The sequence below is a fragment of the Thalassospira sp. HJ genome (genome assembly GCF_000948415.1).
Classification (GTDB): Bacteria; Pseudomonadota; Alphaproteobacteria; order Rhodospirillales; family Thalassospiraceae; genus Thalassospira.
In genome coordinates this window covers 162,754-186,849 of record NZ_JYII01000006.1, presented here as the reverse complement: position 1 = coordinate 186,849, position 24,096 = coordinate 162,754, and the positions used below count along the sequence as shown (strand labels likewise).

At 55.4% G+C, this 24,096-nt stretch carries 21 protein-coding genes; 11 read left to right on the top strand and 10 right to left on the bottom strand.

From position 1 onward, the window contains the following. Window positions 1-37 precede the first annotated feature (37 nt). A complete protein-coding gene (locus UF64_RS02825; protein ID WP_052657423.1) occupies window positions 38-697 on the bottom strand; it encodes a dienelactone hydrolase family protein in 660 nt (219 codons plus the stop codon). Window positions 698-921: 224 nt separating this feature from the next. Here UF64_RS02825 and UF64_RS02820 point away from each other — a divergent pair, with 224 nt between their 5' ends. Beyond that, entirely contained in the window at window positions 922-1,767 is an 846-nt protein-coding gene (locus UF64_RS02820) for a fumarylacetoacetate hydrolase family protein (protein WP_044827095.1), read from the top strand. 360 nt (window positions 1,768-2,127) lie between these two features. Beyond that, window positions 2,128-2,514, top strand: coding sequence for a DUF2218 domain-containing protein (locus UF64_RS02815; RefSeq protein WP_235284941.1), 387 nt, complete (start codon window positions 2,128-2,130; stop codon window positions 2,512-2,514). Window positions 2,515-2,601: 87 nt separating this feature from the next. Here the strand turns inward: UF64_RS02815 and UF64_RS02810 are convergent, their stop codons facing one another. Next, window positions 2,602-4,554: an FAD-binding monooxygenase gene (locus UF64_RS02810; protein ID WP_044827093.1), complete on the bottom strand. Its 1,953-nt coding sequence runs from the start codon at window positions 4,552-4,554 to the stop codon at window positions 2,602-2,604. A gap of 140 nt (window positions 4,555-4,694) precedes the next feature. Between UF64_RS02810 and UF64_RS02805 the strand changes: the two genes are divergently transcribed. Further along, window positions 4,695-5,153 carry a MarR family winged helix-turn-helix transcriptional regulator gene (locus UF64_RS02805; RefSeq protein ID WP_044827092.1) on the top strand — a complete coding sequence of 153 codons (459 nt, stop codon included), beginning with the start codon at window positions 4,695-4,697 and terminating at the stop codon, window positions 5,151-5,153. A gap of 41 nt (window positions 5,154-5,194) precedes the next feature. On the opposite strand, the gene UF64_RS02800 is transcribed toward UF64_RS02805, so the two are convergent. Together UF64_RS02800 and UF64_RS02795 are read right to left on the bottom strand one after the other, a co-directional pair. Beyond that, window positions 5,195-5,995, bottom strand: coding sequence for a TIGR02391 family protein (locus tag UF64_RS02800; protein ID WP_044827091.1), 801 nt, complete (start codon window positions 5,993-5,995; stop codon window positions 5,195-5,197). A 95-nt stretch (window positions 5,996-6,090) separates the two neighbouring features. Next, entirely contained in the window at window positions 6,091-6,978 is an 888-nt protein-coding gene (locus UF64_RS02795; protein ID WP_044827090.1) for a LysR family transcriptional regulator, read from the bottom strand. Window positions 6,979-7,412: 434 nt separating this feature from the next. On the opposite strand from UF64_RS02795, the gene UF64_RS02790 reads away from it, so the two are divergent. Then, window positions 7,413-8,912, top strand: a complete 1,500-nt coding sequence (locus tag UF64_RS02790) for a CoA-acylating methylmalonate-semialdehyde dehydrogenase (RefSeq protein ID WP_044827089.1) — start codon at window positions 7,413-7,415, stop codon at window positions 8,910-8,912. An 86-nt stretch (window positions 8,913-8,998) separates the two neighbouring features. On the opposite strand, the gene UF64_RS02785 is transcribed toward UF64_RS02790, so the two are convergent. The 4 genes from UF64_RS02785 to UF64_RS02770 form a co-directional block, all read right to left on the bottom strand. Next, window positions 8,999-11,764: a sensor histidine kinase gene (locus tag UF64_RS02785; RefSeq protein WP_044827088.1), complete on the bottom strand. Its 2,766-nt coding sequence runs from the start codon at window positions 11,762-11,764 to the stop codon at window positions 8,999-9,001. 3 nt (window positions 11,765-11,767) lie between these two features. Then, window positions 11,768-11,947 carry a hypothetical protein gene (locus tag UF64_RS20490; protein ID WP_044827087.1) on the bottom strand — a complete coding sequence of 60 codons (180 nt, stop codon included), beginning with the start codon at window positions 11,945-11,947 and terminating at the stop codon, window positions 11,768-11,770. An 83-nt stretch (window positions 11,948-12,030) separates the two neighbouring features. Beyond that, window positions 12,031-12,414 (bottom strand): response regulator, encoded by a 384-nt coding sequence (locus tag UF64_RS02775; protein ID WP_044827086.1) that lies wholly within the window; start codon window positions 12,412-12,414, stop codon window positions 12,031-12,033. Window positions 12,415-12,543: 129 nt separating this feature from the next. After that, window positions 12,544-14,121 (bottom strand): helix-turn-helix domain-containing protein, encoded by a 1,578-nt coding sequence (locus UF64_RS02770; protein ID WP_044827085.1) that lies wholly within the window; start codon window positions 14,119-14,121, stop codon window positions 12,544-12,546. 202 nt (window positions 14,122-14,323) lie between these two features. Between UF64_RS02770 and UF64_RS02765 the strand changes: the two genes are divergently transcribed. The 5 genes from UF64_RS02765 to UF64_RS02745 all read left to right on the top strand — a co-directional run bounded on the left by UF64_RS02765 (window position 14,324) and on the right by UF64_RS02745 (window position 19,506). Next, window positions 14,324-15,685 (top strand): ABC transporter substrate-binding protein, encoded by a 1,362-nt coding sequence (locus tag UF64_RS02765; RefSeq protein ID WP_082049473.1) that lies wholly within the window; start codon window positions 14,324-14,326, stop codon window positions 15,683-15,685. A gap of 120 nt (window positions 15,686-15,805) precedes the next feature. Beyond that, a complete protein-coding gene (locus UF64_RS02760) occupies window positions 15,806-16,822 on the top strand; it encodes a branched-chain amino acid ABC transporter permease (protein ID WP_044827084.1) in 1,017 nt (338 codons plus the stop codon). 3 nt (window positions 16,823-16,825) lie between these two features. After that, window positions 16,826-17,992: a branched-chain amino acid ABC transporter permease gene (locus UF64_RS02755; RefSeq protein ID WP_044827083.1), complete on the top strand. Its 1,167-nt coding sequence runs from the start codon at window positions 16,826-16,828 to the stop codon at window positions 17,990-17,992. 3 nt (window positions 17,993-17,995) lie between these two features. Next, window positions 17,996-18,757 (top strand): ABC transporter ATP-binding protein, encoded by a 762-nt coding sequence (locus UF64_RS02750; protein WP_044827082.1) that lies wholly within the window; start codon window positions 17,996-17,998, stop codon window positions 18,755-18,757. After that, window positions 18,754-19,506: an ABC transporter ATP-binding protein gene (locus UF64_RS02745; protein ID WP_044827081.1), complete on the top strand. Its 753-nt coding sequence runs from the start codon at window positions 18,754-18,756 to the stop codon at window positions 19,504-19,506. The genes UF64_RS02750 and UF64_RS02745 overlap by 4 nt, the downstream gene beginning before the upstream one ends. A 117-nt stretch (window positions 19,507-19,623) precedes the next feature. Here the strand turns inward: UF64_RS02745 and UF64_RS02740 are convergent, their stop codons facing one another. After that, entirely contained in the window at window positions 19,624-21,216 is a 1,593-nt protein-coding gene (locus UF64_RS02740) for a gamma-glutamyltransferase family protein (RefSeq protein WP_082049471.1), read from the bottom strand. 140 nt (window positions 21,217-21,356) lie between these two features. Here UF64_RS02740 and UF64_RS02735 point away from each other — a divergent pair, with 140 nt between their 5' ends. Then, entirely contained in the window at window positions 21,357-22,070 is a 714-nt protein-coding gene (locus UF64_RS02735; protein WP_044827080.1) for a GntR family transcriptional regulator, read from the top strand. A 113-nt stretch (window positions 22,071-22,183) separates the two neighbouring features. Here the strand turns inward: UF64_RS02735 and UF64_RS02730 are convergent, their stop codons facing one another. Further along, the gene (locus tag UF64_RS02730; protein WP_044827079.1) at window positions 22,184-22,609 is read right to left on the bottom strand and encodes a nuclear transport factor 2 family protein; all 426 of its coding nucleotides are present in this window, start codon (window positions 22,607-22,609) and stop codon (window positions 22,184-22,186) included. Window positions 22,610-22,879: 270 nt separating this feature from the next. Between UF64_RS02730 and UF64_RS02725 the strand changes: the two genes are divergently transcribed. Then, a complete protein-coding gene (locus UF64_RS02725) occupies window positions 22,880-24,067 on the top strand; it encodes an ABC transporter substrate-binding protein (RefSeq protein WP_152630586.1) in 1,188 nt (395 codons plus the stop codon). Window positions 24,068-24,096: the final 29 nt, after the last annotated feature.

Sequence of the window (24,096 nt, the reverse complement as noted above, 5' to 3'; positions counted from 1 at the left end):
CGTGTGTCCTGAAGGATGAAGGTCGATCCCGGTTGTGTTAACCCGCCAGATGTTGGGCCAGGAATTCAACGGTGCGGGCATGCGCCACTTCGGCGGCCGATGCGACGTAGGAGGGGCGGGCTTCGTTGGCAAACGCATGGCCGGCTTCGTACATGTGAACTTCCATGCCGGGCAGGGCAGCCTTGGCTTCCTCAATCATTTCGACCGGGACATGATCATCGGACAGGCCAAAATGCCCAAGGAACGGAACCGAAAGCGGTTTATCAAGATACTGGTCCAGGCGCGTGCCATAAAATGAAACGCCTGCTGCGACATCAAGGGTTTGCGCCGTACGAAGAGCCAGCCCGCCACCCCAGCAAAAACCGATCACCGCGACCTTGCCACCATTTGCAGCCAAGGCCTGAATGGCGGCACCAATATCCTTGAGATTGTTGGAAAGATCGGATGCCATCATCAGGCTGCGGGCGCGCTCAAAATCATCAAACGCCACGACCGACCCGCGCTCGATCCGGTCAAACAGAGCGGGGATGGCGACTTCATAACCAAGGGCGGCATATTTCCTTGCAACGTCCTTGAGTTGATCGGTGACGCCAAAGATTTCCTGAAGGATCACGATCCCGCCGAGCCGTTTGCCAACCGGCGCTTCAAACCAGCAATCAAGAATGTGGCCGTCTGAGGCGGTAATGATCTGCATCATGTCTTTATCCTTTGGGGCGTGGTGGGCTTTGTGGTGATGATATCTAATTGCGGGGCCAGAACAATCATGATGGTTGCAAGCCGGTATGATTTTCCAATTGGCTTGCACTTTGTCAGCCGGATGTGACATCACTATGGTATGAGGAATAAGTCATTCTTTTTGCGGGATTTGCACAGTTGCAAGGCCGGAAGTGATTACGCCACGCCATCAGGAGAAATCAGATCATGAAGCTTTTGCGTTATGGCCCCAAGGGGGCGGAAAAACCCGGGCTTTGTGATGCGGGTGGTGTCATGCGCGATCTGTCAGGGGTGATTGGTGATATTGATCCGACCACAATTTCGGACGAAACGTTCGCACGCATTGCCGCAATTGATCCCGAAAGCCTTCCGGTGGTTTCAGGCGATCCGCGCATCGGGCCCTGTGTCGGGCGTCCGGGCAAGTTCATTTGCATCGGGCTTAATTATTCCGACCACGCCGCAGAGGCCGGGATGGAGCTGCCGCCCGAACCGATCGTGTTTTTCAAGGCAACCTCAGCCGTGTGTGGGCCGAATGACAATATTGAAATCCCGCGTGGCTCGACCAAGACTGACTGGGAGGTCGAGCTTGGCGTGGTGATTGGCAAGCAGGCCAAGTATGTCGATGAGGCCGATGCGCTTGATTATGTCGCAGGCTATTGCCTGACCAATGACATCTCCGAGCGGGCCTTTCAGCTTGAGCATTCCGGTCAGTGGGTGAAGAAGGGCAAAAGTGCCGATACTTTCGGCCCGATTGGCCCGTGGCTGGTGACCCGTGACGAGGTTCCTGATCCGCAAAACCTTGCCATGTGGCTTGATGTCAATGGCAAGCGCTATCAGGACGGCAGCACCAAAACCATGGCCTATGGCGTGGCATTCGTGATCAGTTATCTGTCCCGTTTCATGAGCCTGCAGCCCGGTGATATCATTTCGACCGGAACGCCCCCGGGTGTTGGCATGGGACAGAACCCACAAGTCTTCCTCAAGCCCGGTGACGTGATGGAATTGGCAATCGACGGGCTTGGGGCACAGCGCCAAAGCGTCGTTCAGGGCTAAGCAACCCAGCCATGCAAATAGCGGGAAGCATAAAGCAGGGCCATTTCACACCAATGTGATCTCGGACACATGCCTTTGTAAGTGCGAGGTTTTCTGTCGAAATTTGCGTAATTCTGCGGATGTACTGCTGAGAATTTAGGAAAATCTCAGCCGGAAGACTTGCAGCTTGCCCGATTTCTAACATTTTTGTCATCACAAAGTGCATTGACGTTGTCCTGAGTTGTGCAATAAATGACCAATATTCATTATTGTTCAGCGCTGTAAGCAATGTGAAATGCGTGTCCAAGGGGTATGGGGATACCGTGCGCATATTGCGCCCTTAAAGGATTGGTGATGCACATGTCTAACCTGGCGATCAAAGTGAACGACGCTTGGCCCGATGCGGTCAAATCATTGGATGTTTCGGGTGATCAGACCTCCCCTGCTGCCCATACGTCCAAACAGCAGAGCGACGCCGATAGCTTCGCATTCGCGGATATCTATCTGCGCAGCGCGCCCTGCTACCTCAAAGGTCTGATGCTGCAGGCACGTAGCGAAGACGTAAAAGCAACCCTGCGCAAGCCCGATGCCGGAATTCTGGCGTTTGAAAAAGGCGCATGCGAGCTGAGCGCGACCTCGCTGTTTCTGACTGTCGCAATGTCAGCAGCCGACGAAGACAGCCTTGCTGAAATGCAGGCCTATTTCGAAGACAAGCTTCGGACCCTGTCGCCGAAGACCAGTTTCGAAATTGATTGGCGCAATAAGTGACCGATGGTCAAGTATTGTTGATTTAAAAAGCCCGTTCAGAACTGAACGGGCTTTTATTTTGTTTGCTCGGTCGGAAATTGTTGCTGATTACGCCCCGTTCCGGGCGATCAGGATATTGTTTAAAAACGCACTGAGCGCCCCATAGGCATCAAGCGGCAGGACATGGGAAATATACTGATCCGGACGGACCAGAACCATGCAGCCGTGATCATGATCAATGCCGCGCATGTCAAAGATGTCGTCCCCTGATTTCAGATCCGGGCAATAGATCTTTTCATAATCAACCAAGCCATATTTGCCTTTGCGCGGCAGCAGTAGCTTTGGCATGGCTTCGATCGCAAGGCTACGGTGGGGCTGTTGGAAGATCGCGCGGACATCAAGAACGCCGTCTTGGTCATCACCCTTGCGGTTGAACTTCACCATTGGCGAAATCGGGGCGGTTTGCAGGAAATCACACAGTGCATGAATATCTGATCCCGGCTGCCCCCGATCATCCTTGCTGGCAAAGGCATAAAGACGCCAGCGCCCGTCGGCCTTGGCGCAATGTCCAAGATGTACCGGCTTGGCATCCGACAGGCGTACGACCGGTGCGGAGTGGAAACGCATGCCAATGACAAGCCCTTTTGCCAGCTCCTGATGGGTATCCGGCCCGGTCAGGACGGATGGCGTATATCGGGTGGCGGTGCCGGCGGTAAAGCGGCCCTGCTGGACGAAGTATTTCTGGAATTCCTTCGGATCAACGCCATTGCTATCAGCTTTGCCATCCTCGTTCGGACGGGCGCTGAACATCTTGGCGAACTTGCCGTCAAAATCGATTAGTTCCTTGGCGATCGTTTGGCGTTCCTCGGAATAGCTGTGGAGGATTTCCGGCTTGATCCGGCCTTCCAGAACACCCGCCAGTTTCCAGCCAAGATTAAAGGTATCCTGCATCGAAACATTCATGCCCTGACCGGCCTTGGGGCTATGGGTATGGCAGGCGTCACCGGCAATAAACACATTCGGAATGCGGGTGGCGGATGCCTCGCCATTGAGGTTGTCGAACTTGTCACACAGACGCTGCCCGATTTCGTAGACCGACCACCAGGCGATTTCCTTCACATCAAGCGTATAGGGATGCAGGATGCGCTGGGCGGCAGCAATCAGATGGTCTGATGTGATGTTGCGGCTGGCAACGCGTTCGCCCTCGGTCAGTTTGTCGAGCTCGACATACAAACGCACCAGATAACCGCCTTCGCGCGGGATGATCAGGACGTTGCCCTCATTGGCGGAATGAATGGTCGCCTTTTTGCGGATGTCGGGGAAGTCGGTGACGCATAACACATCCATAACCCCCCATGCCTGATGGGCGGAATCCCCGCGCAACTCGCGGCCCAATGATTTGCGCACGGCACTGCGCGCCCCGTCACAGCCAACAACATAGCGCGCCTTGACGGTTTCGCGCTGCCCGGCGTGATCGGGATCGGTGCGCTCCAGAGTCACAGTTACCGGGTGGCTGGGGCTGCTTTTGGTGCCCGCCTTCGGATCAATGGCAACATCAATCACCTGGCGGGAATAATCCGGCTCCAACCGGTTTGGGGCATTGCGCATGACATCAAGATAGAAATCATGCACGCGCGCCTGGTTAAGGATGAGATGCGGGAACTCCGAAAGACCATCTTCGGTGTCCTGAATGGTATCAGTTCGGGTAATCTTGCTGCGATCTGCCGGATCGGGCTTCCAGAAGGAAACCTCATTGACCCAATAGGCTTCTTTCAATACCCGCTCGGCAAATCCGAAGGCATTGAACATCTCGATCGTGCGACAAGCAATGCCATCGGCCTGACCCAATTCCATCGGACCATCTTTCTGATCAACGATACGGGTCGTGATGTTGGGGAAGGCTGCCAATTGCGCGGCAAGGGTCAGGCCCGCCGGGCCGTTGCCAACAATCAGGACATCCACCTCCTTGGGCAGGGCGTCGCCTTGCAACGCATTGCTTTGCGTGTTGACCGGTTCGATGGTCGGGTCACCAGCGCGAAAACCGTCGAGATGGAATTGCATGATTGTTCCTCCGAATTGGACAAATCTCCGAAGTTGCGAAATAACAGGCACTACGGATTGTTATATAATTTGTATACTAATGATAAGTATGCTTACTATTAATCGGGCTGTCAAGTTAACGGCCCGATCAGGAGGTGCGCGTGAGTGAAGTGGATCAGATGCCAGGCCATCTTATCCGGCGTTTTCAACAGATTGCTGTGGCAATCTTCCACGCCGAGGTCGCCAAGACCGGGGTCGACCTGACGCCGGTGCAATATGCCGCCATGGCCAAAATCGCCGAGATTGATGGTGTGGACCAGGCGACTCTGGCTGGCCTGATCGCCTATGACCGCGCGACCATCACCGGCGTCGTCGACCGTCTGGTGCAGAAAGGCTATATCGAACGCGTTGTTAGCACCCGCGACCGCCGTGCCCGCGAACTCCATCTGACCGACACGGGCTGCGACATCTTCGCCAAAGTCAGCCCCGCCGTCCTGCAAGCCCAGAAAAGCATGCTGGCCGGTTTGGATGGGGCAGAGCAGTCAGAACTGCTGCGTTTGATGGCGAAGGCCATTGCTGCAGGGAATGAGCAGAGCAGGGCGCCACTGAAGACTGATTGAGCTGCTGGAGGGTTTTCGCCTGCAATTGGAGCTATGTAAATCTAGGGTTTGAATCCTGTCCCGACACAATCATCTAGTTTTCGATGGAGTAGCGAAATCAGAGACAAATAGTCGGCTGCATCATCTTCGCCTTTCCAAAGCAGTTTTGGTTCGTGAGCTAAGGGGTTTCGCACGGCGGCAAAGCAGCCCTTCAACAGGGATGCAAATCCTTTATGTTCTGATTTTTCTGTCTCAGAAGTAAGTGTGTTGAAAGCTAATATCGGGCGCTCTACCGAGAATACTTTGTCAACTAGCGCGGCCCCATCACCATCTATACCGGAAAGCTCTCTTATCCGTTGAGCTAGTCCCTTAGAGGCTTCAAACACCGCGTGAAAATAATTTTGTTGCAGGAGTTCTGGGCGGCAATATTTCTCTACCTCTGCATGAATCCGTCGTCCGCGAAATTTACCCTGCAATGTTTTGGCTCGTTGGTGAGCCTCATCAATCGTCTTTGCAGCGGTGGTATGGTGAAAATCTCCTTCTTGGGTGTAGTGCGGGCCAGAGAACGCCAAGACTGCATTTAGTTTTTGTCGGGTATCTTCAAAAAGATCAGAGTCATCTACGAAGCCAGCAGGGTTCAAGACACTGCGAACATAATCAATAAGCTTACTCCCAGCTCCATCTCGCCGTTTGTAGTGCAGAAAAATATGATTGAGCCTTCGCCATTTTGTGCTTTCTGACGACGTGTCTTCTATTCCGAGTGCTGTCAGAGTAGACGTAATTTTGGAGCCTGAAGAGATGTCTCCCAAGATGCGACTAATTTGTTCAATTTGGTTTGCAGAAAAGTTTGGAACTGACGCCATCGGGGTAAACTCCAGATTTTACAATCTCGACTATATTGATGGTATCCTTGGTCGCTGCCAATTGGTGCATGGTATGGTTTCGTATAATGACGGGCTTAGCCTATCACAAACCTATCACGTGCCCCACGCACGACCCGCGTTATATGCTCGGCAATCGCAGCAACACTCCGCGTGTCCTTGGTATCGGGGTGCTGGAGCATCCAGTAGTTGCGGGTAAAGCGGATTTCGGGGAGCAGGCGGACTAGGTCGGGGATGCCTTCGGTGGCGTAGTCGTGCAGGATGCCGATGCCATATCCGTTGCGCACAGCCTCCATCTGGGCGACCACGCTGCCGCATTCAAAGCGGCGTTTCATCAGCTTGCCAAGGCGGGCGGCGTAATCGAGCGCACGGCTGTAAATCAGGTCTTCGATATGGGTGACAAACAGGCGGTCTGTCAGATCGGCCTCGGTTTCAACCGCGCCAAAGCGTTCGATATAGGATTTGGTGGCATAGACGCTAAGCGTGTAGTCGGTGAGTTTGCGGATCACCAAGCGGCCCTGTTTGGGGCGATCAAGGGTGATGGCGATATCGGCTTCGCGTTGGGATAGTGAAAATGTCCGGGGCAGCGGCACCAGCTGAATGACAAGGTCCGGGTGGTTGGATGCAAAGTGAGCCAACTCACTTGCCAGAAAATAGTTACCCAATCCATCAGGGACGCCGACGCGGACGGTGCCACTGATGAGTTCGGACTGGTTTGAAACGGCGGTGCCAGCACGCAGGAAGGCAGATTCTGCGGCCTCTGCCGCCTGCATCAATTCCTGTCCTGCCGGGGTCAGGTCCGATCCGGTGGTGCGCCGTTCGATCAGCTTGGTGCCAAGTTCCTTCTCAAGGGCGGTCAGTTGGCGGCCCACTGTTGCGTGGTTGAGGCCAAGCTGGCGGGCCGCCGCCAAAATCTGACCATGTCTGGCGACAGCGAGGAAGATGCGGAAGCGATCCCAATCCATGACGGGTGTGGTCCTGCGGTGACTTTAATTTCTGCACATCGAATTTGCGGAAATGATAATTGATGTGCATCCCTGTGCATAGTCATAATGCGATCAGGTTATTAGGGTCAGGACCTATTAATTTGATTTGAATGGCAGACGTTATATTTGCGAAATCCAAGGAAAAGCCCGCCGGTCGGGTCGGCATCCCGGACAAGGGGTTTGACGCTGGAGTTTGCAAATATAACGTCTGTCCTCCGGATTAATCGGATTTGCACGGGCTGCTTTGTCGTAAAACTTTGAAAGATAAATATCTTCCTGCAGTTTTACTCCGCGTATCCGCACAAATCTGTTTAACCATTCAAACCAAATTAATAGGTCCTGACCCTAGGGGAAAAGCCCCCACTTATATTAAGATCGTCCCACTGATCATCAGGTTTATCGGGAGAAACCCAATGGCAACCCAACTTACCCATTATATCAACGGCAAACGCGTTGCCGGCACGTCCGGCCGTTCCGCACCGGTCTTCAACCCGGCAACGGGGGCAGAGAGCGCGACCGTGGATCTGGCATCCAAGGCCGAAGTCCGTGCCGCTGTTGAATCCGCATCGGCTGTTGCAGCCGAATGGGCCGCAACCACGCCGCTGCGCCGTGCGCGAATTCTGAATAAATTCCTTGGTATCCTCGAAGAGCGTTCCGAAGAACTTGCTGCCGCCATTACGGCCGAGCATGGCAAGGTTCTGTCCGATGCGCTGGGTGAAGTCACCCGCGGGATCGAGGTTGTTGAGTTCGCAACCGGTGCACCGCAGTTGCTTAAGGGTGAGTTCACCGAGAATGTCGGGACCAAGGTTGATAGCCACTCAGTCCGTCAGCCGCTTGGCATCGTTGCCGGTATCACGCCGTTCAACTTCCCGGCCATGGTGCCGATGTGGATGTTCCCGGTCGCCCTTGCGTGCGGTAACTGCTTTATCCTGAAGCCGTCGGAACGTGATCCGTCTGCGTCGCTTCTGCTGGCAGAATGGCTGACCGAAGCTGGTCTCCCGGATGGCGTGTTCAACGTTGTTCAGGGTGACAAGGAAGCCGTTGATGCGCTTCTGTTTGATCCGGACGTATCAGCCATCAGCTTTGTCGGCTCCACCCCGATTGCCAAATACATCTATGAAACTGCGACAGCCCAAGGCAAACGTTGCCAGGCGCTGGGTGGTGCGAAAAACCACATGATCATCATGCCGGATGCCGACATGGATCAGGCGGTTGATGCCCTGATGGGCGCTGCTTACGGTTCGGCTGGCGAGCGTTGCATGGCGATTTCGGTTGCCGTTCCGGTCGGTAAGGAAACCGCCGATACCCTGATCGAGAAACTGGTTCCGCGTATCAATGAACTGCGCGTCGCACCGGGTACGGATCCGGCGGCTGAAATGGGCCCGCTGGTGACTGCCGCACATCGCGACAAGGTTGTTGGTTATATCAACAAAGGTGTCGAAGAAGGTGCCAAGCTCGTGGTTGATGGCCGAGACATCAAGCTGCAGGGCTATGAAGATGGCTACTTCGTTGGTGGCACGCTGTTTGATGACGTCACCCCGGATATGAGCATTTATAAGGAAGAGATCTTTGGCCCGGTTCTGTCGGTTGTTCGTACCGACGACTTCGAAACCGCTGCCAACCTTGTTGATGACCATGAATATGGCAACGGTACCGCGATCTTCACCCGCGATGGTGACACCGCGCGTGAATTTGCGGCCCGTACCCAGACGGGCATGGTTGGCATCAACGTGCCGATCCCGGTCCCGATGGCCTTCCATTCGTTTGGTGGCTGGAAAGCATCGCTGTTTGGCGATCATCACATGCATGGTCCGGAAGGTGTACGCTTCTATACCAAGCTTAAAACCATCACTTCGCGCTGGCCGACCGGCATTCGCAAGGGTGCTGAATTCGTCATGCCCACCATGAAGTAAGTGATGAAATAAGCATTGCGATCATCGCAATAAGGAAAGGCGCGCAAGGTTTGCTTTGCGCGCCCTTTTTGATTCGGAAAGCCAAATTACTTGGCGAAGCTATCGGGCTTGGCAGGATCAACCGCCTCCATCATCTCGCCGGGGATGAAGACGCGGAAGGTGGCACCATGGCCTGCCGGGCTTTCGGCCCATATCTTGCCCTGGCAATGTTCCACGACATGCTTGGCGATTGCCAGACCAAGGCCAGAGCCAGACGGCTTTGGTTTGTCATCGGCGTATTTGCCGCCGCGCGAGAATTTGTCAAAGATGATCTCAAGCTCGTTGGCAGCCACACCCTTGCCGTTATCGGTGATCGACACCAGATAGCCGCCATCCATAGCCTCACCGCGTACAGATACCTCGGGATGATCGGGGTCGGAGAATTTGGCGGCATTTGACAGCAGGTTGATAAAGACCTGTGTCAGCCGGTCGCGGTCGACATGCAGCAACACCGAATTGCGGGAGTATTCCTTGGTCAGCACGACACCCTTGGCGTCAAATACGCCTTTGACAGCCTCAATGCTTTCATCAAGGACGGTACGCGGATCGACGTCCACGGCGCGCCAGTCGGAATGACCGGCTTCAAGGCGGGCAAGGTCGAGATGATCATCGATCAGGCGCGTCAGACGTTCGCTTTCACGGACAATGATTTCAAGGAAACGGTCGGTCTGTTTCGGATCAAGGTTCGGGGAATCGACCAGAATTTCCGAAAATGACCGGATCGAGGTCAGCGGTGTTCTGAACTCATGGCTGACCATGGTCAGGAATTCATCCTTGAGCCGGTCCAGTTCCTTGAGCCGTTCGTTGGCAGCGCGCAGTTCGGCAGCGGCCTGTTCAAGCTCATGGGATTTCTGCTCAAGGCGTTGGGAATATTCGATGACGTGCGATGTTTCTTCAAGGATCTCAAGCACTTCATCAAGGCTGACCATTTCGCCCTTGGCAACAGATGACACCATCACACGTGCCGATGCTGCACCGATTGAGCCAGCAAGTAACCGTTCGGTAAAGGCGATCATGTCGGCATTGGCTTCGCCCTTGCCGCGCCAGGTGGGATCAATGCTTTGATCAAACTGACGGAAGGATTGATAGGCACGATCGCGGCCCAAAAACCGTTCGACCAGTTCATAAAGATCATTGGCCGATGCCGAGGAGCGCCAGATGACGGTATCCTGACCTTTGCGCGAAAAGGCATCGACAAACAGGGTTGCCTGAATGCGTTCCAATGCGCTTGGTTCAGTAAACAGACTGATCACGACATATGCCGCCGTGTTGAGTGAGATCGACCAGATCAACGCATGGGTCAGAGGGGCGAAATCGGTCAGGCCAAACAGGCTTTCGGGACGCAGCCATGGATGACCAAAGGCGCCATTGAGAATAAGCGACGGGTCCATCCATCCACTATCGGCAAGCGAGGGTAGCAGAAGCGTATAGCCCCAAACCGCAAACCCGATGGTGAGTGCCACCTGCGCGCCGGTGCGGGTCCCGCCCTTCCAGTAAAGTCCGCCAATCATGATCGGGATGAATTGGGCGATTGCGGCAAAGGAAATCAGACCGATTTCAGCCAGGGCATCACTGGCCCCGGCGGAGCGATAATAGGCAAAGCCCATAAACACCACGACAACGATGGAGGCGCGTCGGATGAAAATCAGAAGCCCGGTCAGATCATCGCGTTCGGTCAGGCGTAGCGGGCGAATGCGCAAAAGCGCCGGGACGATCAGGTCGTTACAGACCATGGTCGAGAGCGCAATGGTCGCGACAATCACCATGCTGGTACTGGCCGACAGGCCACCAACATAGGCCAGAAGGGCCAGCATCGACTGGTTTTCAAAAAGGGGTACGGAAATCACAAAGAAGTCCGGGTCTGACCAGACCGGAAGCGCCCCAAGCCCAGCCAGTGCAATCGGCAGGACAAACAGGTTCATCGCCAGAAGATAAAGCGGAAAGGCCCAGCTTGCGGTGGCGAGGTGACGTTCATCGACATTTTCAACAATGATGACCTGAAACTGGCGCGGCAGACACAGGATGGCGGCCATGGAGAGCATCATCAGTGTCAGCCAGCGCGAACTGCCATCTTCAGGCAGGACCAGCAGTTTTGCCGTATCCGCATTTGCAGCAGACTGGGCAAACAGATCCCCAAGCCCGTCATACATGATAAAGCAGACAAAGAACCCGACTGCCAAAAGGGCGAAAAGTTTGACTAGGCTTTCAAAGGCGATGGCAGCCACCATGCCTTCGTGATGTTCATCGGCATCAATGAAGCGCGTGCCAAACAGAATGCCAAACAGCGTCAGGCCAACGGCGGCCCAAAAGCCACTATCGGAAAAGATGCTGACGGTTTCGCGCACCGGTTCGATCATGCCGTGATCCCAGACCGTCAGGACGGTGTAACTGGTGGCAATCGCCTTGAGCTGAAGCGCGATATAGGGCGTGGTGCCGATCACCGCGATCAGGGTGACAAGGACGGAAAGCTGCGTGCTTTTGCCGTAGCGTGAAGAGATAAAGTCGGCGATCGAAGTAATGCGATGCGCCTTGGAAATGCGCAGCATCTTGCGTAGCAGGAACCACCAGCCCAAAAAGATCACGGTCGGGCCAAGATAGATCGTCAGATACTCAAGCCCGTTGCGTGCGGCCGTGCCGACCGCGCCATAAAACGTCCAGGACGTGCAATAGACCGCGATGGACAGGGTATAGACCGTCGGGTTGCGGACCCAGGAATGGCCATCGCGTGCGCGCTTGTCACCCCACCATGCAATCGCATAGAGCAGGCCGACATAAATCAGCGAGACAAGGATGACCAGTTCCGAGGATAGCATGGGCTATTTCCTCTCGGTCTGGGCGGCGTGGCGAAGTGCGCTTGTCAGAATGGCGCATAGCGCGATCAGGATGCCCCAACCGGCAAAGAAATAGACAAACAGGATCGGCAGGCCAAGGATGGTGCCATCGAGTGAAAACATCCCCACAATCGGCGGCAGCCAGATAATCAAGGCCACCAGCATCAGCGCAAGGGCGCGTTCGGTAAGTCTGCGTGGTGGTGTGATGGGGGCCTCCTGCCGGTTGGAGAAGAACGCGAAACCGCGTTTCAGTTTGCCGCGCGTTCAAGCAGGGCCTTGACCCGGGAAACGACGTCGCGGGTCGAAAACGGCTTGGTGACAAAGTCATCCACGCCAAGTTCAAGCCCCTTGCGGCGGTCGACTTCGCGGGTTTTGGCGGTCAGCATCATGATTGGAATTTGCCGGGTATTGGGATCGTTACGCGTTGCGCGCACGACTTCAAACCCGTCACAGACGGGCATCATGACATCGAGCAACACCATATCCGGGATGTCGCGCGCGATCATGGAAATCGCCGTGCGGCCATCGGTGGCAACGCTGACGTCATAGCCTTCCTTTTCCATCAGAAAGCTGAGTGATTCGACAATGGTTTCCTCGTCTTCGGCAATCAAGACCTTTGGTCTCTCATTCAAGGACGTTCTCCCGATTTTTCGGATTGTTATATTCCCAATCCTAACGGCTTATGACCCGAATGATAATGCTACTTTGGGGTTGTATACATAAGGCAACGCTTGTGATCGCCTTTGCGGACCAATTGCGGCTTATTTCGAAACTGTTTTCGGCGTGCCATCGGACATTTCATAGGCGCGTTGGGCACAGTCATCGCGCGGGCACTGACGGCATGAAATCCCGACGGGAACAGCGGATTCCGGGCGATCAAGCGATAACCGGTCGCCATAGACCACATCACTTGAAAAGGCCGTGTCACAGCCGATCATCACCGAATGGACCGAGCGTGGTACGCCATACCCGCCGGCACCTGATCGCAGGGCACGGGCGACAAACAGATATTCGCTGTTGTCGGGCAGGCGGACAAATTGCGGGATCACACGTTCTGGCGCGGTATAGGCTTCATGCACGACCCAGCGCGGGCAGGCACCGCCATAACGCGGCAATTGCAGGCCAGATGCCGAGAACCGTTTGGAAATGTTACCGGCAATGTCGGTGCGTACAAGATGGAATGGAATGCCTTCTGCCCCTGGACGGCGGAGTGTGGTCAGGCGGTGGCAGATCTGCTCCCAACTGGCGGCGTAACGTTGCTGCAGAAGTTCGATGTCATGGCGCATGCTGCGTGCATCATCCAAAAACAGGTCATAGGGCAGCAACAAGGCGGCCGCGGCATAGGATATCAGGGCCTCCGACGCACGCACGCGCCCGGCCTTGCTGCCGATCTGGACGCGATCAAGGATTTCATTGATCGGATCAGCTGCCTCAAGTCGGCAGATGGTGCGCGCCGCCTGAAAGCGGGCCGAGGTGATCGGCAAGGCACGTGAAATGCGCAGGCTGTTACGTTTGGCATCCCATTGATAGCCGCTTGTCAGGAAGTCCTCGGACGGCAGGCGTTCGATCCGTGTCTTGTGCGTGTCTTCGAGGTAATTGATCAGATCGGTCAGATAAAGCCCGCCCTCAGGATCAATGATCGGGCGCATCTTGTTGGCGTGGTCTTCGAGTGTCGGGAAATGGTTGGCATTGTCATAGAGCAGATCATCGACTTCCTCGGCCGGGCTGGCGGCCGGACGGCCGGCCTCGCCACGTTCTAGGAAGTTGAAAATCTCGGTCGCGGATTCTGCAAGGCGCTGGGATTCCCGCACCAGTGTCGCGTTAAAGCGTGCGCGCTGATCGGGTGACAGATCATCATAATCATCGAAAATCTCGGCCACCGTGCGGATGGAGGTAATGCGCGTCAGGATTGAATGGCTGGCCTCGGTCAGGAAGGGATCGTGGCTAAGCCGTTCTGACAAGGCATCGATATCATCAAGACCACTGCGATAGGCGCGATAGAGCGACAGGAAGGCCGTGATCATACCGGGGGCGGCGGCGATCATGGCCGGGAATTCGCGGCTTTCAACCGGGGTGGTGCGAAACACCGGGTCCGAGACGGCCTCGGCCAGATCAGACAGCAATCGGCTTTCCTCGGAGCCTGATAATGAGTGCGGGTGAATTTCAAGCGCCTCGGCAATCCTCATCAGCAATCCGCCCCCGATCGAGCGGCGGTTATGTTCGATCAGATTAAGGTAGGAGGCCGAGATCCCCGCAGCTTTCGCCAGGGCATTCTGGGTCATTCCGATGTCTTTTCTGCGACCGCGAATGCGGTGTCCGATGGGGGCCTGGCGCGCCATACTAAAGTGTTACCTGTTGACAAGATTTACTAATTTTCACATTGCTCATCTATATATTTACAAAAAAGTTGTTTTATATCAACTAGGTGTTGATTCATTTTCAATTGCTCCTCATTGTTTTGACAGGTCGACAAAAAAACGAACCAGAAAACAGGCCTCAGATTTCTCTGAAACAGATCCCAAGACATTGGGGAGGAAAACCATGTCGGAGACTAAGCTTATCGGAAATGTATCTCGTCGTACGATCCTGAAGGGATCCGCGGCAACTACGGGTGCAGCCCTCATTGGCGGCACTTTCCCGATGCATTTCATCAAGAACGCGCATGCCCAGACCTTCCGTGGCGATCCGGGCAGTGCTGCCAGCGTCAAACTCGGTTTCAACGTGCCGCAGACCGGCCCGTATGCCGATGAGGGTGCTGACGAATTGCGTGCCTATCAGCTTGCAGTCAAGCACATCAACGGCGAAGGCGACGGTGGTATGCTCAATACCATGAAGCCGCTTGAGCTCAAGGGTAACGGCATCCTCGGCAAGAAGGTCGAGTTCGTGACCGGTGATACCCAGACCAAGTCCGATGCTGCGCGTGCTTCTGCCAAGCGTATGATTGAAAAAGACAATGTGGCGATGGTCACCGGTGGTTCGTCCTCTGGTGTGGCAATTGCCGTGCAGGGTCTTTGCCAGGAAATGGGCGTCATCTTCATGGCGGGTCTGACCCACTCGAACGACACCACCGGTAAAGACAAAAAGCGTTATGGCTTCCGCCACTTCTTCAACGCTTACATGTCCGGTCAGGCGATCGCGCCGGTTCTGCTTGATGAGTACGGCAATGAGCGCCGCGCTTACCACCTGACGGCCGATTACACCTGGGGCTGGACCCAGGAAGAATCGATCAAGGCCGCGACCGAGAATATCGGTTGGGAAACTGTGAACACCGTTCGTACCCCGGTTGGTGCAGGTGACTTCTCGCAGTACATCACCCCGGTTCTGAACTCTGGCGCAGATGTCCTAATCCTGAACCACTATGGTAAGGACATGGTCAACTCCCTGACCCAGGCCGTTCAGTTCGGTCTGCGTGACAAGCAGGTGAATGGCAAGAACTTCGAAATCGTTGTTCCGCTGTATTCCCGCCTGATGGCACAGGGTGCTGGCGAAGCCGCAAAAGGTATCCTTGGTACCACCAACTGGCACTGGTCGCTGACCGACGCCGGCTCGCAGGCCTTTGTCAAATCGTTCGGTCAGGAATACGGCTTCCCGCCGTCCCAGGCTGCCCATACCTGCTACGTTCAGACGCTGCTTTATGCAAACGCCTGCGAAATGGCCGGTACCTTCGCACCTTGGGAAGTCATCAAGCAGCTCGAAGGGTTCGAGTTCGATGGCGCGGGCAACGGCCCGACCCTGTACCGTGCAGAAGACCACCAGTGCTTCAAAGACGTTCTGGTTGTGCGTGGTAAAGAAAACCCGCAGTCCAACTTCGACCTTCTTGAAGTCGTTAAAAACGTTCCGCGTGCTCAGGTCGAATATCCGGCCGATATGTTCGGCGGGGAACTGGGTCCGTATCAGGTCTGATACTCCCGACATTGATGCAAGCAGGGCCGGCCATCTCCCAATGGTCGGCCCGTTTGCCCTCTGGCCTCGGCCTGTACGACTTTTGACTAAGTCCCCTTACGAATACGCGGCGGATAACTGATGGACGCTATATTTCTTCAAATCCTGAACGGTCTGGACAAGGGCGGTGCCTATGCACTGATTGCGCTTGGCCTGACCCTGGTGTTCGGCACGCTTGGCGTGGTGAACTTCGCGCATGGCGCCATCTTCATGATGGGCGCATTCTGCGCGGTAACCCTCGAAAAACTTTTGACCCTTTCGGTCAAGGTCAAGGATGAGTCGGTCACCTTCTTTGATGCCTACAAGGAAACGCCTTACCTCGAACTGTGGTTTGGCGATACCGGTACGGCGATCATTGACTGGTCGGTGCCGTTATCGATCATCCTGGCAATACCGGTGATGTTGCTTATCGGCATTGTCATGGAACGTTTCCTCATCCGACATTTCTACAAGCGTCCTCACGCCGAGCAGATTCTTGTGACCTTTGGTCTGGCCATTGTTCTTCAGGAAGTGGTCAAGGCCGCCTTTGGCGCAAACCCGATCCCGCAAGGGGCACCTGATATTGTGTCGGGTTCTGCAGCCGTTGGTGCGCTGTTTGGTCTTGGTGAAGCCGTGGTCTATCCGTGGTGGCGTCTGATTTATCTGGCGTTCTCGCTCATGACCATTGGTCTTGTGTTCTCGTTCCTGCATTTCACCACCTACGGGATGGTGGTGCGCGCCGGGATGGCCGACCGCGAAACGGTCGAACTTCTGGGCATCAATATTGAACGTCGCTTTACGATTGTGTTTGGCATCGCGGCCGTGGTCGCGGGTCTGGCAGGCGTGATGTACACGCCGGTTCTGCCCCCGGATTACCATCTGGGCATGGACTTCCTGGTGCTGTCATTCGTCGTGGTTGTTGTGGGTGGTATGGGCTCTTTGCCCGGTGCGGTGGCCGCTGGCTTCCTGCTGGGGATCCTGCAGTCCTTCTCGTCCATGACCGAGGTGAAAGACATCTTCCCCGGGATTGACCAGATCATCATCTACCTTGTTGCCGTCGTCATTCTGCTGACCCGTCCGCGTGGTCTGATGGGACGCCGGGGCGTGATGGAGAGCTAAAAAATGTCAAATACAAAAATCGTCTCGCCCAAGAAAGATATGATCTTCATGGCCATCCTGTCGGCCGTGGTCCTGACCATGCCGCTGTGGCTGCAGCCCTTCGGGGCGGCCTATCCCGATCTGATGCAGAAGTTCATGATCTTTGGCATCTTCGCCATCGGCTATAACATTCTGTTTGGTCTGACCGGCTATCTGTCCTTTGGTCACGCAGCCTTTCTGGGTGTCGGGTCCTACACCGCCGTCTGGTCGTTCAAACTGCTTTCGATGAATGTCATTCCGGCATTGATCTTTGGCACGGTCCTTTCGGGTCTGTTTGCACTGGCGATCGGCTTTGTGTCCTTGCGTCGTTCGGGGATTTACTTCTCGATCCTAACACTGGCCTTTGCACAGATGTCCTATAACCTGGCCTATTCGGTGCTGACCCCGATCACCAATGGTGAAACCGGTCTGCAGCTTGAACAGGCTGATCCGCGTGTTCTTGATCGTATGTCGGGCATCGTTGCTGATGGATCGCTTCCGACACCGAACCTGTTCGGGATTGAAGGCATCGGTTACTCGGGCTTCTATATCTGTGCGGCCCTGATGCTGATTTCGTTCTTCATTTACTTGCGTATTTTCCGCTCGCCCTTCGGGCTTAAGCTGCGCGCGATCAAGTCGAACCAGAACCGCATGGGCTATACCGGGTTCAGCACCCGTCCGTATCTGATGACCGCCTTTGTCATCTCTGGCATGTATGCCGGTTTGGCCGGTTCGCTTCTGGCGGTGACCGATCCGCTGGCAGGGGCAGAGCGCATGCAGTGGACTGCATCGGGCGAGGTCGTTCTGATCACGATCCTTGGTGGTGTCGGTACGCTGATTGGTCCGCTTCTGGGGGCTGGTATCATCAAGTATTTCGAGAACATCTTCTCGGCCTTCAACGATACGGTTCTTTTGAATGCCTTTTCCTTCCTGCCGGACTGGCTAGCACATCCGGTGGCATCACTGGTCGGCCTGTTTGTCGGCGAAGGCTGGCATTTGACCCTTGGCCTTGTCTTCATGCTGATCGTGATCTTCCTGCCGGGTGGCATCATGGAAGGTATCAGTCGCCTGTCGCGCCTGGTCACCAACCGTGGCAAATCCGACAGCCATGAAAACAAAGAAAAAGAACAAACATCGGCGGGGGAGGTCTGATCCATGTCCGAATACATTCTTGACGTCACCGACGTCGACAAGAACTTTGGCGGTCTGCAGGCGCTTTCCGATATCAACCTTCGGGTCAAGGAAGGCACCGTGCACGCGATCATCGGGCCGAACGGTGCTGGCAAGTCGACATTGCTCAACGTGATTGTTGGCCGTCTGGCACCAAGCCGGGGGCGTGTGCTTCTTGGCGATCAGGTTCTGACTGGCAAAGAACCGCACGAGATCAATCAGCTTGGTGTTGCGCGTGTTTTCCAGACGCCGGAAATCTTCCCGGAGCTGTCGCTTCTGCAAAACGTGATGGTCCCGGCCTTTGCCAAGCGTGAAGGCATCTTCAAGATGAACTTCATCAAAAGCCTGTTCTCGGAAAACGAAGTCCGCGAGCATGCCGAACACCTTCTTGAGGATGTCGGGCTGATTGACCACAAGGATCATCTGGCCGGTTCCATGTCGCGTGGTGACAAGCGCCGTCTGGAGCTTGCCATGTGCCTTGGTCAGCATCCGAAACTGTTCCTTCTTGATGAACCGACGGCGGGCATGGCGCGCCATGACACCAACCGCACGATTGATCTTCTCAAGCGGATCAAGGAACGCGGCATGACCAAGGTGATTATCGAACATGACATGCATGTTGTGTTCAGCCTGGCAGACCGCATCAGTGTTCTCGCACAGGGGGCCATCATTTGCGAAGGTACCCCGGAAGAAGTCCGCAATGACCCACGCGTCAAGGAAGCCTATCTCGGAGGGGAAGCAGAATGAGCCCGTTGCCAAAACAGGAACCCGTCCGTAAACAGGGTGGCGATCCGGCCTTTTTCTCGGTCTATGACATCCACGCCTATTACGGCGAAAGCTACATCGTTCAGGGGCTGTCCTTTGACATCCGCGAGGGCGAAATTCTTGCCCTTCTCGGACGTAACGGGGCGGGCAAGACATCAACGCTTCGCACCCTCGCGCGCATGGGCGACCCGGAACTCAAGCATGGCGAGATCTGGCTTGATCACCAGCCATTGCACGAAATGAAGGCATGGCAGGCAGCCCGTCTGGGCCTGCAGCTTGTGCCAGAAGATCGTCGCATCATTCCGGGCATGACGGTTGAGCAGAACCTCGAACTTGCTCAGATCGCCGAGCCGCATGGCTGGTCGATCCAGCGCATCTATGAACTGTTTCCGCGCCTTGGCGAAAGGGCGCAACAGGAAGCGATCACGCTTTCAGGCGGCGAGCAGCAGATGTTGGCCATCGGGCGCGCACTTGCCCGTGACATCAAGATCCTGCTGCTTGATGAACCGTATGAAGGCCTCGCACCGGTCATTGTTCAGGAAATTGAAAAGACCCTGCAAAACGTCAAGAAGCTCGGCATAACGACGATTATTGTCGAGCAGAATGCGATTGCAGCCCTGAAACTGGCCGACCGCGCGATCATCATGGATAGCGGCGAGATCGTCTTTGACGGGACCGCGCAGGCTGTTCTCGATGACGAGGAACTGCGTGACCAGTACCTTGCGATCTAGATCCATCTAGCATCTTTTGCATGGGGGGAGTTTCCGGAGCTTAATTGTAAGGGGAGCTTCGGAACAGGTAAGGCCGTGCCTATGGGGCGCGGCCTTTTCCGTTGTATGGGCAACGGCTCAGACGCCGATAGCCATACCATCGCTGCGCGGATCATGCGCCCCGTCGACAAATCCATCCCGATCAATGCGGATGATCCCGGCTTGACCGGCAAGCGCACTTTGCGGCTCAATCGCGCGCAGGATATGACCGCGTGCGGCCAGCTCATCAAACACATCATCACCGGCATCAACTTCAAGCTTCAGGCTGTCATTGGTATCGGAAAACGTCTTGCCCAGCAGGAAACGCGGCTTGGTAAGGGCGCCTAGCGGGGACAGGCCAAAATCAAGCATGCGGGTGAGCAACATGGCAAGGGTTTGTGGTTGTCCATCAGCCCCTTGCGTCCCATAGAGCAAGTGCGGCTTTCCGTCCTTGAGTGCCAGACCGGGGTTGAGCGTATAGAAGGGAAGCTTGCCCGGTGCGAAGGCATTCGGATGGTTTGGATCGGTGCTGAACGCGGCCCCGCGGTTTTGCCAGACAATGCCGGTGTCACCGGCAACAACCCCACTTCCCCAGTCGAAATAGGTGCTTTGCAGGACACTGGCGCAATTGCCATTGGCATCCTTGGCGGCAAGAAAGACCGTATCGCCATGGCGGAAGGGATGCGGCCAATCAAGCGCTTTGCTGGTTGAGATGTCTTTGGCATCGGCTGCCAAGGCGGCTTGATCGAGAAGGGCTGTGAAATCGGTGCTGGTGAAGTCAGGGTCGGCAATCTGATCGCGCTTCAGAAACGCGCGTTTGATGGCCTCGACCACCAGATGATAGTGATCGGCTGTGCCTTCGGCCCATTCCTTTGCGCCCAGTTCGCGCAAGACGCCCATGGTCATCAGGGTTGCCAAACCTTGCGTCGGGGCCGGCGGGGCGAACAGGGTGACATCCCCATACTCAAGCGATACCGCATCGACTGTCCGGGTGCGGGTTTTCGCCAGATCCGCCTTGGTGATCGGGGAGCCGACGGCAGACAGGCCTTTGACGATTTGGTCGCCAAGGTCACCTTCGTAAAAGTCACGCGCGCCAAATTCAGCAATACGTTTCAGGCTGCTGGCCAGTTGTGTTTGACGGAAGATTTCACCGGCATGGGGCATGCGCGCATTCGGGGTGAAAATTTCCATGAAGCCCGGCCAGTTGGCGATTTCTTCCTTGCGGAAATCAAGCCAGAAACACTGCGACGGGCTGATGGAAAAACCGTGTTCTGCCAGATCAATTGCCGGCGTGATCAGGTCTGCCAGGGTTTTGCGCCCACCCCAGTGTTTTGTGGAGTGATCCAGCGCATGCTGCCATGAATCCACCGTGCAGGCGGTCGTCAGGGTTGAGCCCGGACCGCGCAGCGGGATCGGTTTGTTGGCGGTAAAGGTCTTCTCACCGTTTTCAGCCGCCTGACCGATACCGAGGAAAGATTGCACCTTGCCGCTGTTATCGGAAACCATCCAGACTGCATCGCCGCCAATGCCGCAGAAATGCGGATAGGTCACCGCCAGAACCGAGGCGGTGGCAACCACGGCTTCGATCGCGGTGCCGCCATCACGCAGAACCTTGGCCCCGGCTTCGCTGGCTGCGGTGCTCGGGCTTGTGACCATGGCGCGGTATTTTGAGGCAGTCTGGTCTTCGGTCATAGGTATGGGTCTTTCAGCCAGGATGGTTGATTTCAAATGGTTTCGGGCTTTGCATGCATCGGTTGTGGCGAAATTGCATGCAATCCTTTATACAAGCGTAAAAGATAAACGGATCCAAACAAGAAACTCGGCGGGCAGGGATGAAAGCAGCGGACAAGGCAAAACATCGCACAGACATGATCAGTTCGGCATTGCGTTCGGCAATTCTCGAACGTGTTCTGATGCCCGGCATGAAGCTGCCAGAAGATTCCCTTGGCGAGCGGTTTGGCGTCAGCCGTACCCTTATTCGCCAGTCGCTTGAACGGCTTGCCGCCGAAGGACTGGTTGAGCTTAGGCGTAACAAGGGCGCGATGGTCGCCAGACCCAGCCTTGAAGAAGCCCGCGATCTTTTTGAACTGCGCACCCAGATCGAAGACCTGGTCATCAGCCGAGTGGTCAAGAATATGAGCCCGGAAATTCTTGGCGAGCTTGAATCCCACCTTGCCAAGGAAGTCGAAGCCGAACACGCGTCCGAGCCTATTTCGATCCGGCTTGCTACCGAATTCCACATCCTTCTCGCACGCCTTGCCGGAAGCCCGGTTTTGCTGCGCTATGTCGAGGAAATCGGTTATCGCTGTGGTCTGACTCTGTCGCTTTATGCTCGCCCGCATTCGACCGATTGCGGCATTCAGGAACATCGCCAGATTATCGATGCCCTGGCCAAGGGGGACGAGGACACTGCGCGCAAACTGATGCGTCATCACCTGACCGCGGTTGCCGACCGGGCCCTGTTCCGGACCGAAGAAGGTGGACCGCTTTTGTATCTTGATGCGCTTGAACCCTATGCCAAAAAGGTGCGCGACGGCGGCGCCTGACGCAGGCGGCGCATCATGCGAAGCTCGACGCCCACACAGATACAGGACGGTGCGCGTCATAAACTGATGCCGGGCGGGTCGTCCTGACTGCATGGTTCGGGTTCCTGCGGAAATCAGGCCTTGATGCCCTTGCGGATCAAAATGCGTTCCGCACTTTCATTCCAGACATCCATTTTGACGATCTTGCCGTTTTCAATCACGAAACGGTCAATGTAACGGTTGCCTTCAAACGGGGTGCCGTCCGGCCATTCGCCGTACAGCCAGCCGGTGCTGTAAACAACGGTCTGGCCGTTGGTGTGGGCGACGTCAAACTGACCGAACTTCTTTTTCACCCATTTATAGCGCGCGGCATTGAATGCCGTGGTGCCCGACGGATGGTCGTATTTCTGACCGTCGGTAAAGGTGATGACGACATCATCGGACATGAAAGTCGCCGCCAGTTCCGGGTCGGGCTTCATGGATGCATCAAGAAAATCACGCACGGTTTGGGCCTCGGGCGGCAAGGTGTCGAGCACATTTTCCGTGGTTTGGTCGGTCATTTGGAAACCCTCTGTTCGCAGGAATTGATCTGTCTAAAGCATAAACGGTGCGCATAAAATTTGCATGCATTAATTTTATGCAAAAATTGCATGCAATCTGCGTATACATGAGGCAATCACGGCTTTAGAGATGGCAGGAAATCTTCTAACTATCTGATTTTTAATGTTTCTGATTCTTGGCACGTCCCTTGCTGCAGTGCGGTGACTATTTGGTGCGCATCACGAATATGCGACGCCGGACGACGCAGTCACATAATCAGGGAGTCTCACATGCCTATTTCTTCGCCTTTCCCGAAAATAACACGCCGTGCTGCCCTTCTCGGGGCTGCTGCGGCGCTGATGTTTTCGGCCGCCTTGCCTGCCCATGATGCCCGTGCAGATGACACCGTGAAGCTTGGCCTTGTTGCCGCGCTGAGCGGTCAGTCGGCCAAATCGGGTGAAGCGATCACGCGTGGTATCACGCTTGCGATTGACAAGATCAACGCCGAGGGCGGCGTTCTTGGCAAGCCGCTTGAACTTGTTTCGCGTGATGATGAAAGCAACCCGGGCAAGGGGCTGGTTGCGGCTCGTGAACTGACGCAGCGCGAAGGCGTTGCCGCACTGATCGGTGGTCTTGATACGCCGGTCTCCTTTGCCATCGTGCCTTATGCCAACCAGCAGAAAATTCCGTTCATCGGTCCGTGGGCTGCTGGCACCGGGATCACCAAAAACGGTGCAGAGGAAAACTATGTCTTCCGCGTTTCCGCCGTTGATGAATATGTCGATGAAGCAATCACCGAATATCTGATTGCCAATTACGGTGCCAAGAAGCCGGGTATGATTCTGATTAACAACCCGTGGGGTGAGTCCAACGAGAAGGGCTTGCTCAAGGCGCTTGAAAAGCGTGGCATGGAACATGCCGGGATTGAGAAGTTTGAATCAAACGACGTTGATGTTGTCCCGCAGCTGACCCGTCTTAAGGAAAACGGTGCGGACTCCCTGTTTGTTGTTGCCAACGTTGCCCCGACCGCACAGGTGATCAAGTCGCTTGATCGTATGGGCTGGGATGTTCCGATTTCATCGCATTGGGGTCCGGCCGGTGGCCGCTTCACCGAACTTGCTGGCAAGTCGGGTGAAAAAGTCCACTTCATCCAGACCTATCTGTTCACCGACCCGGCAAACCCGATGTTTGTCAAACTTCAGGAAAAATTCCCGGAAATCGAAACCCTTGCCGACGTGACCCCGGCAACGGGTATTGCCAACGCCTATGACGCGACCCTTCTGATTGCAGCGGCGATTGAAAAAGCCGGTTCGACCGAAGGTCCGGCCATCCGTGAAGCGATGTACGAGATCAGTGGTGTCGAAGGCATGATCAAAACCTATGACACGCCGTTCACCCCGGACGATCAGGATGCGCTTGGTCCGGAAGATTACACCTTCGCGCATTTCGTCGAAGGTCAGATCATTCCGATCAAATAAGCGATCTATTCAACCCGAATGGCGTGTTC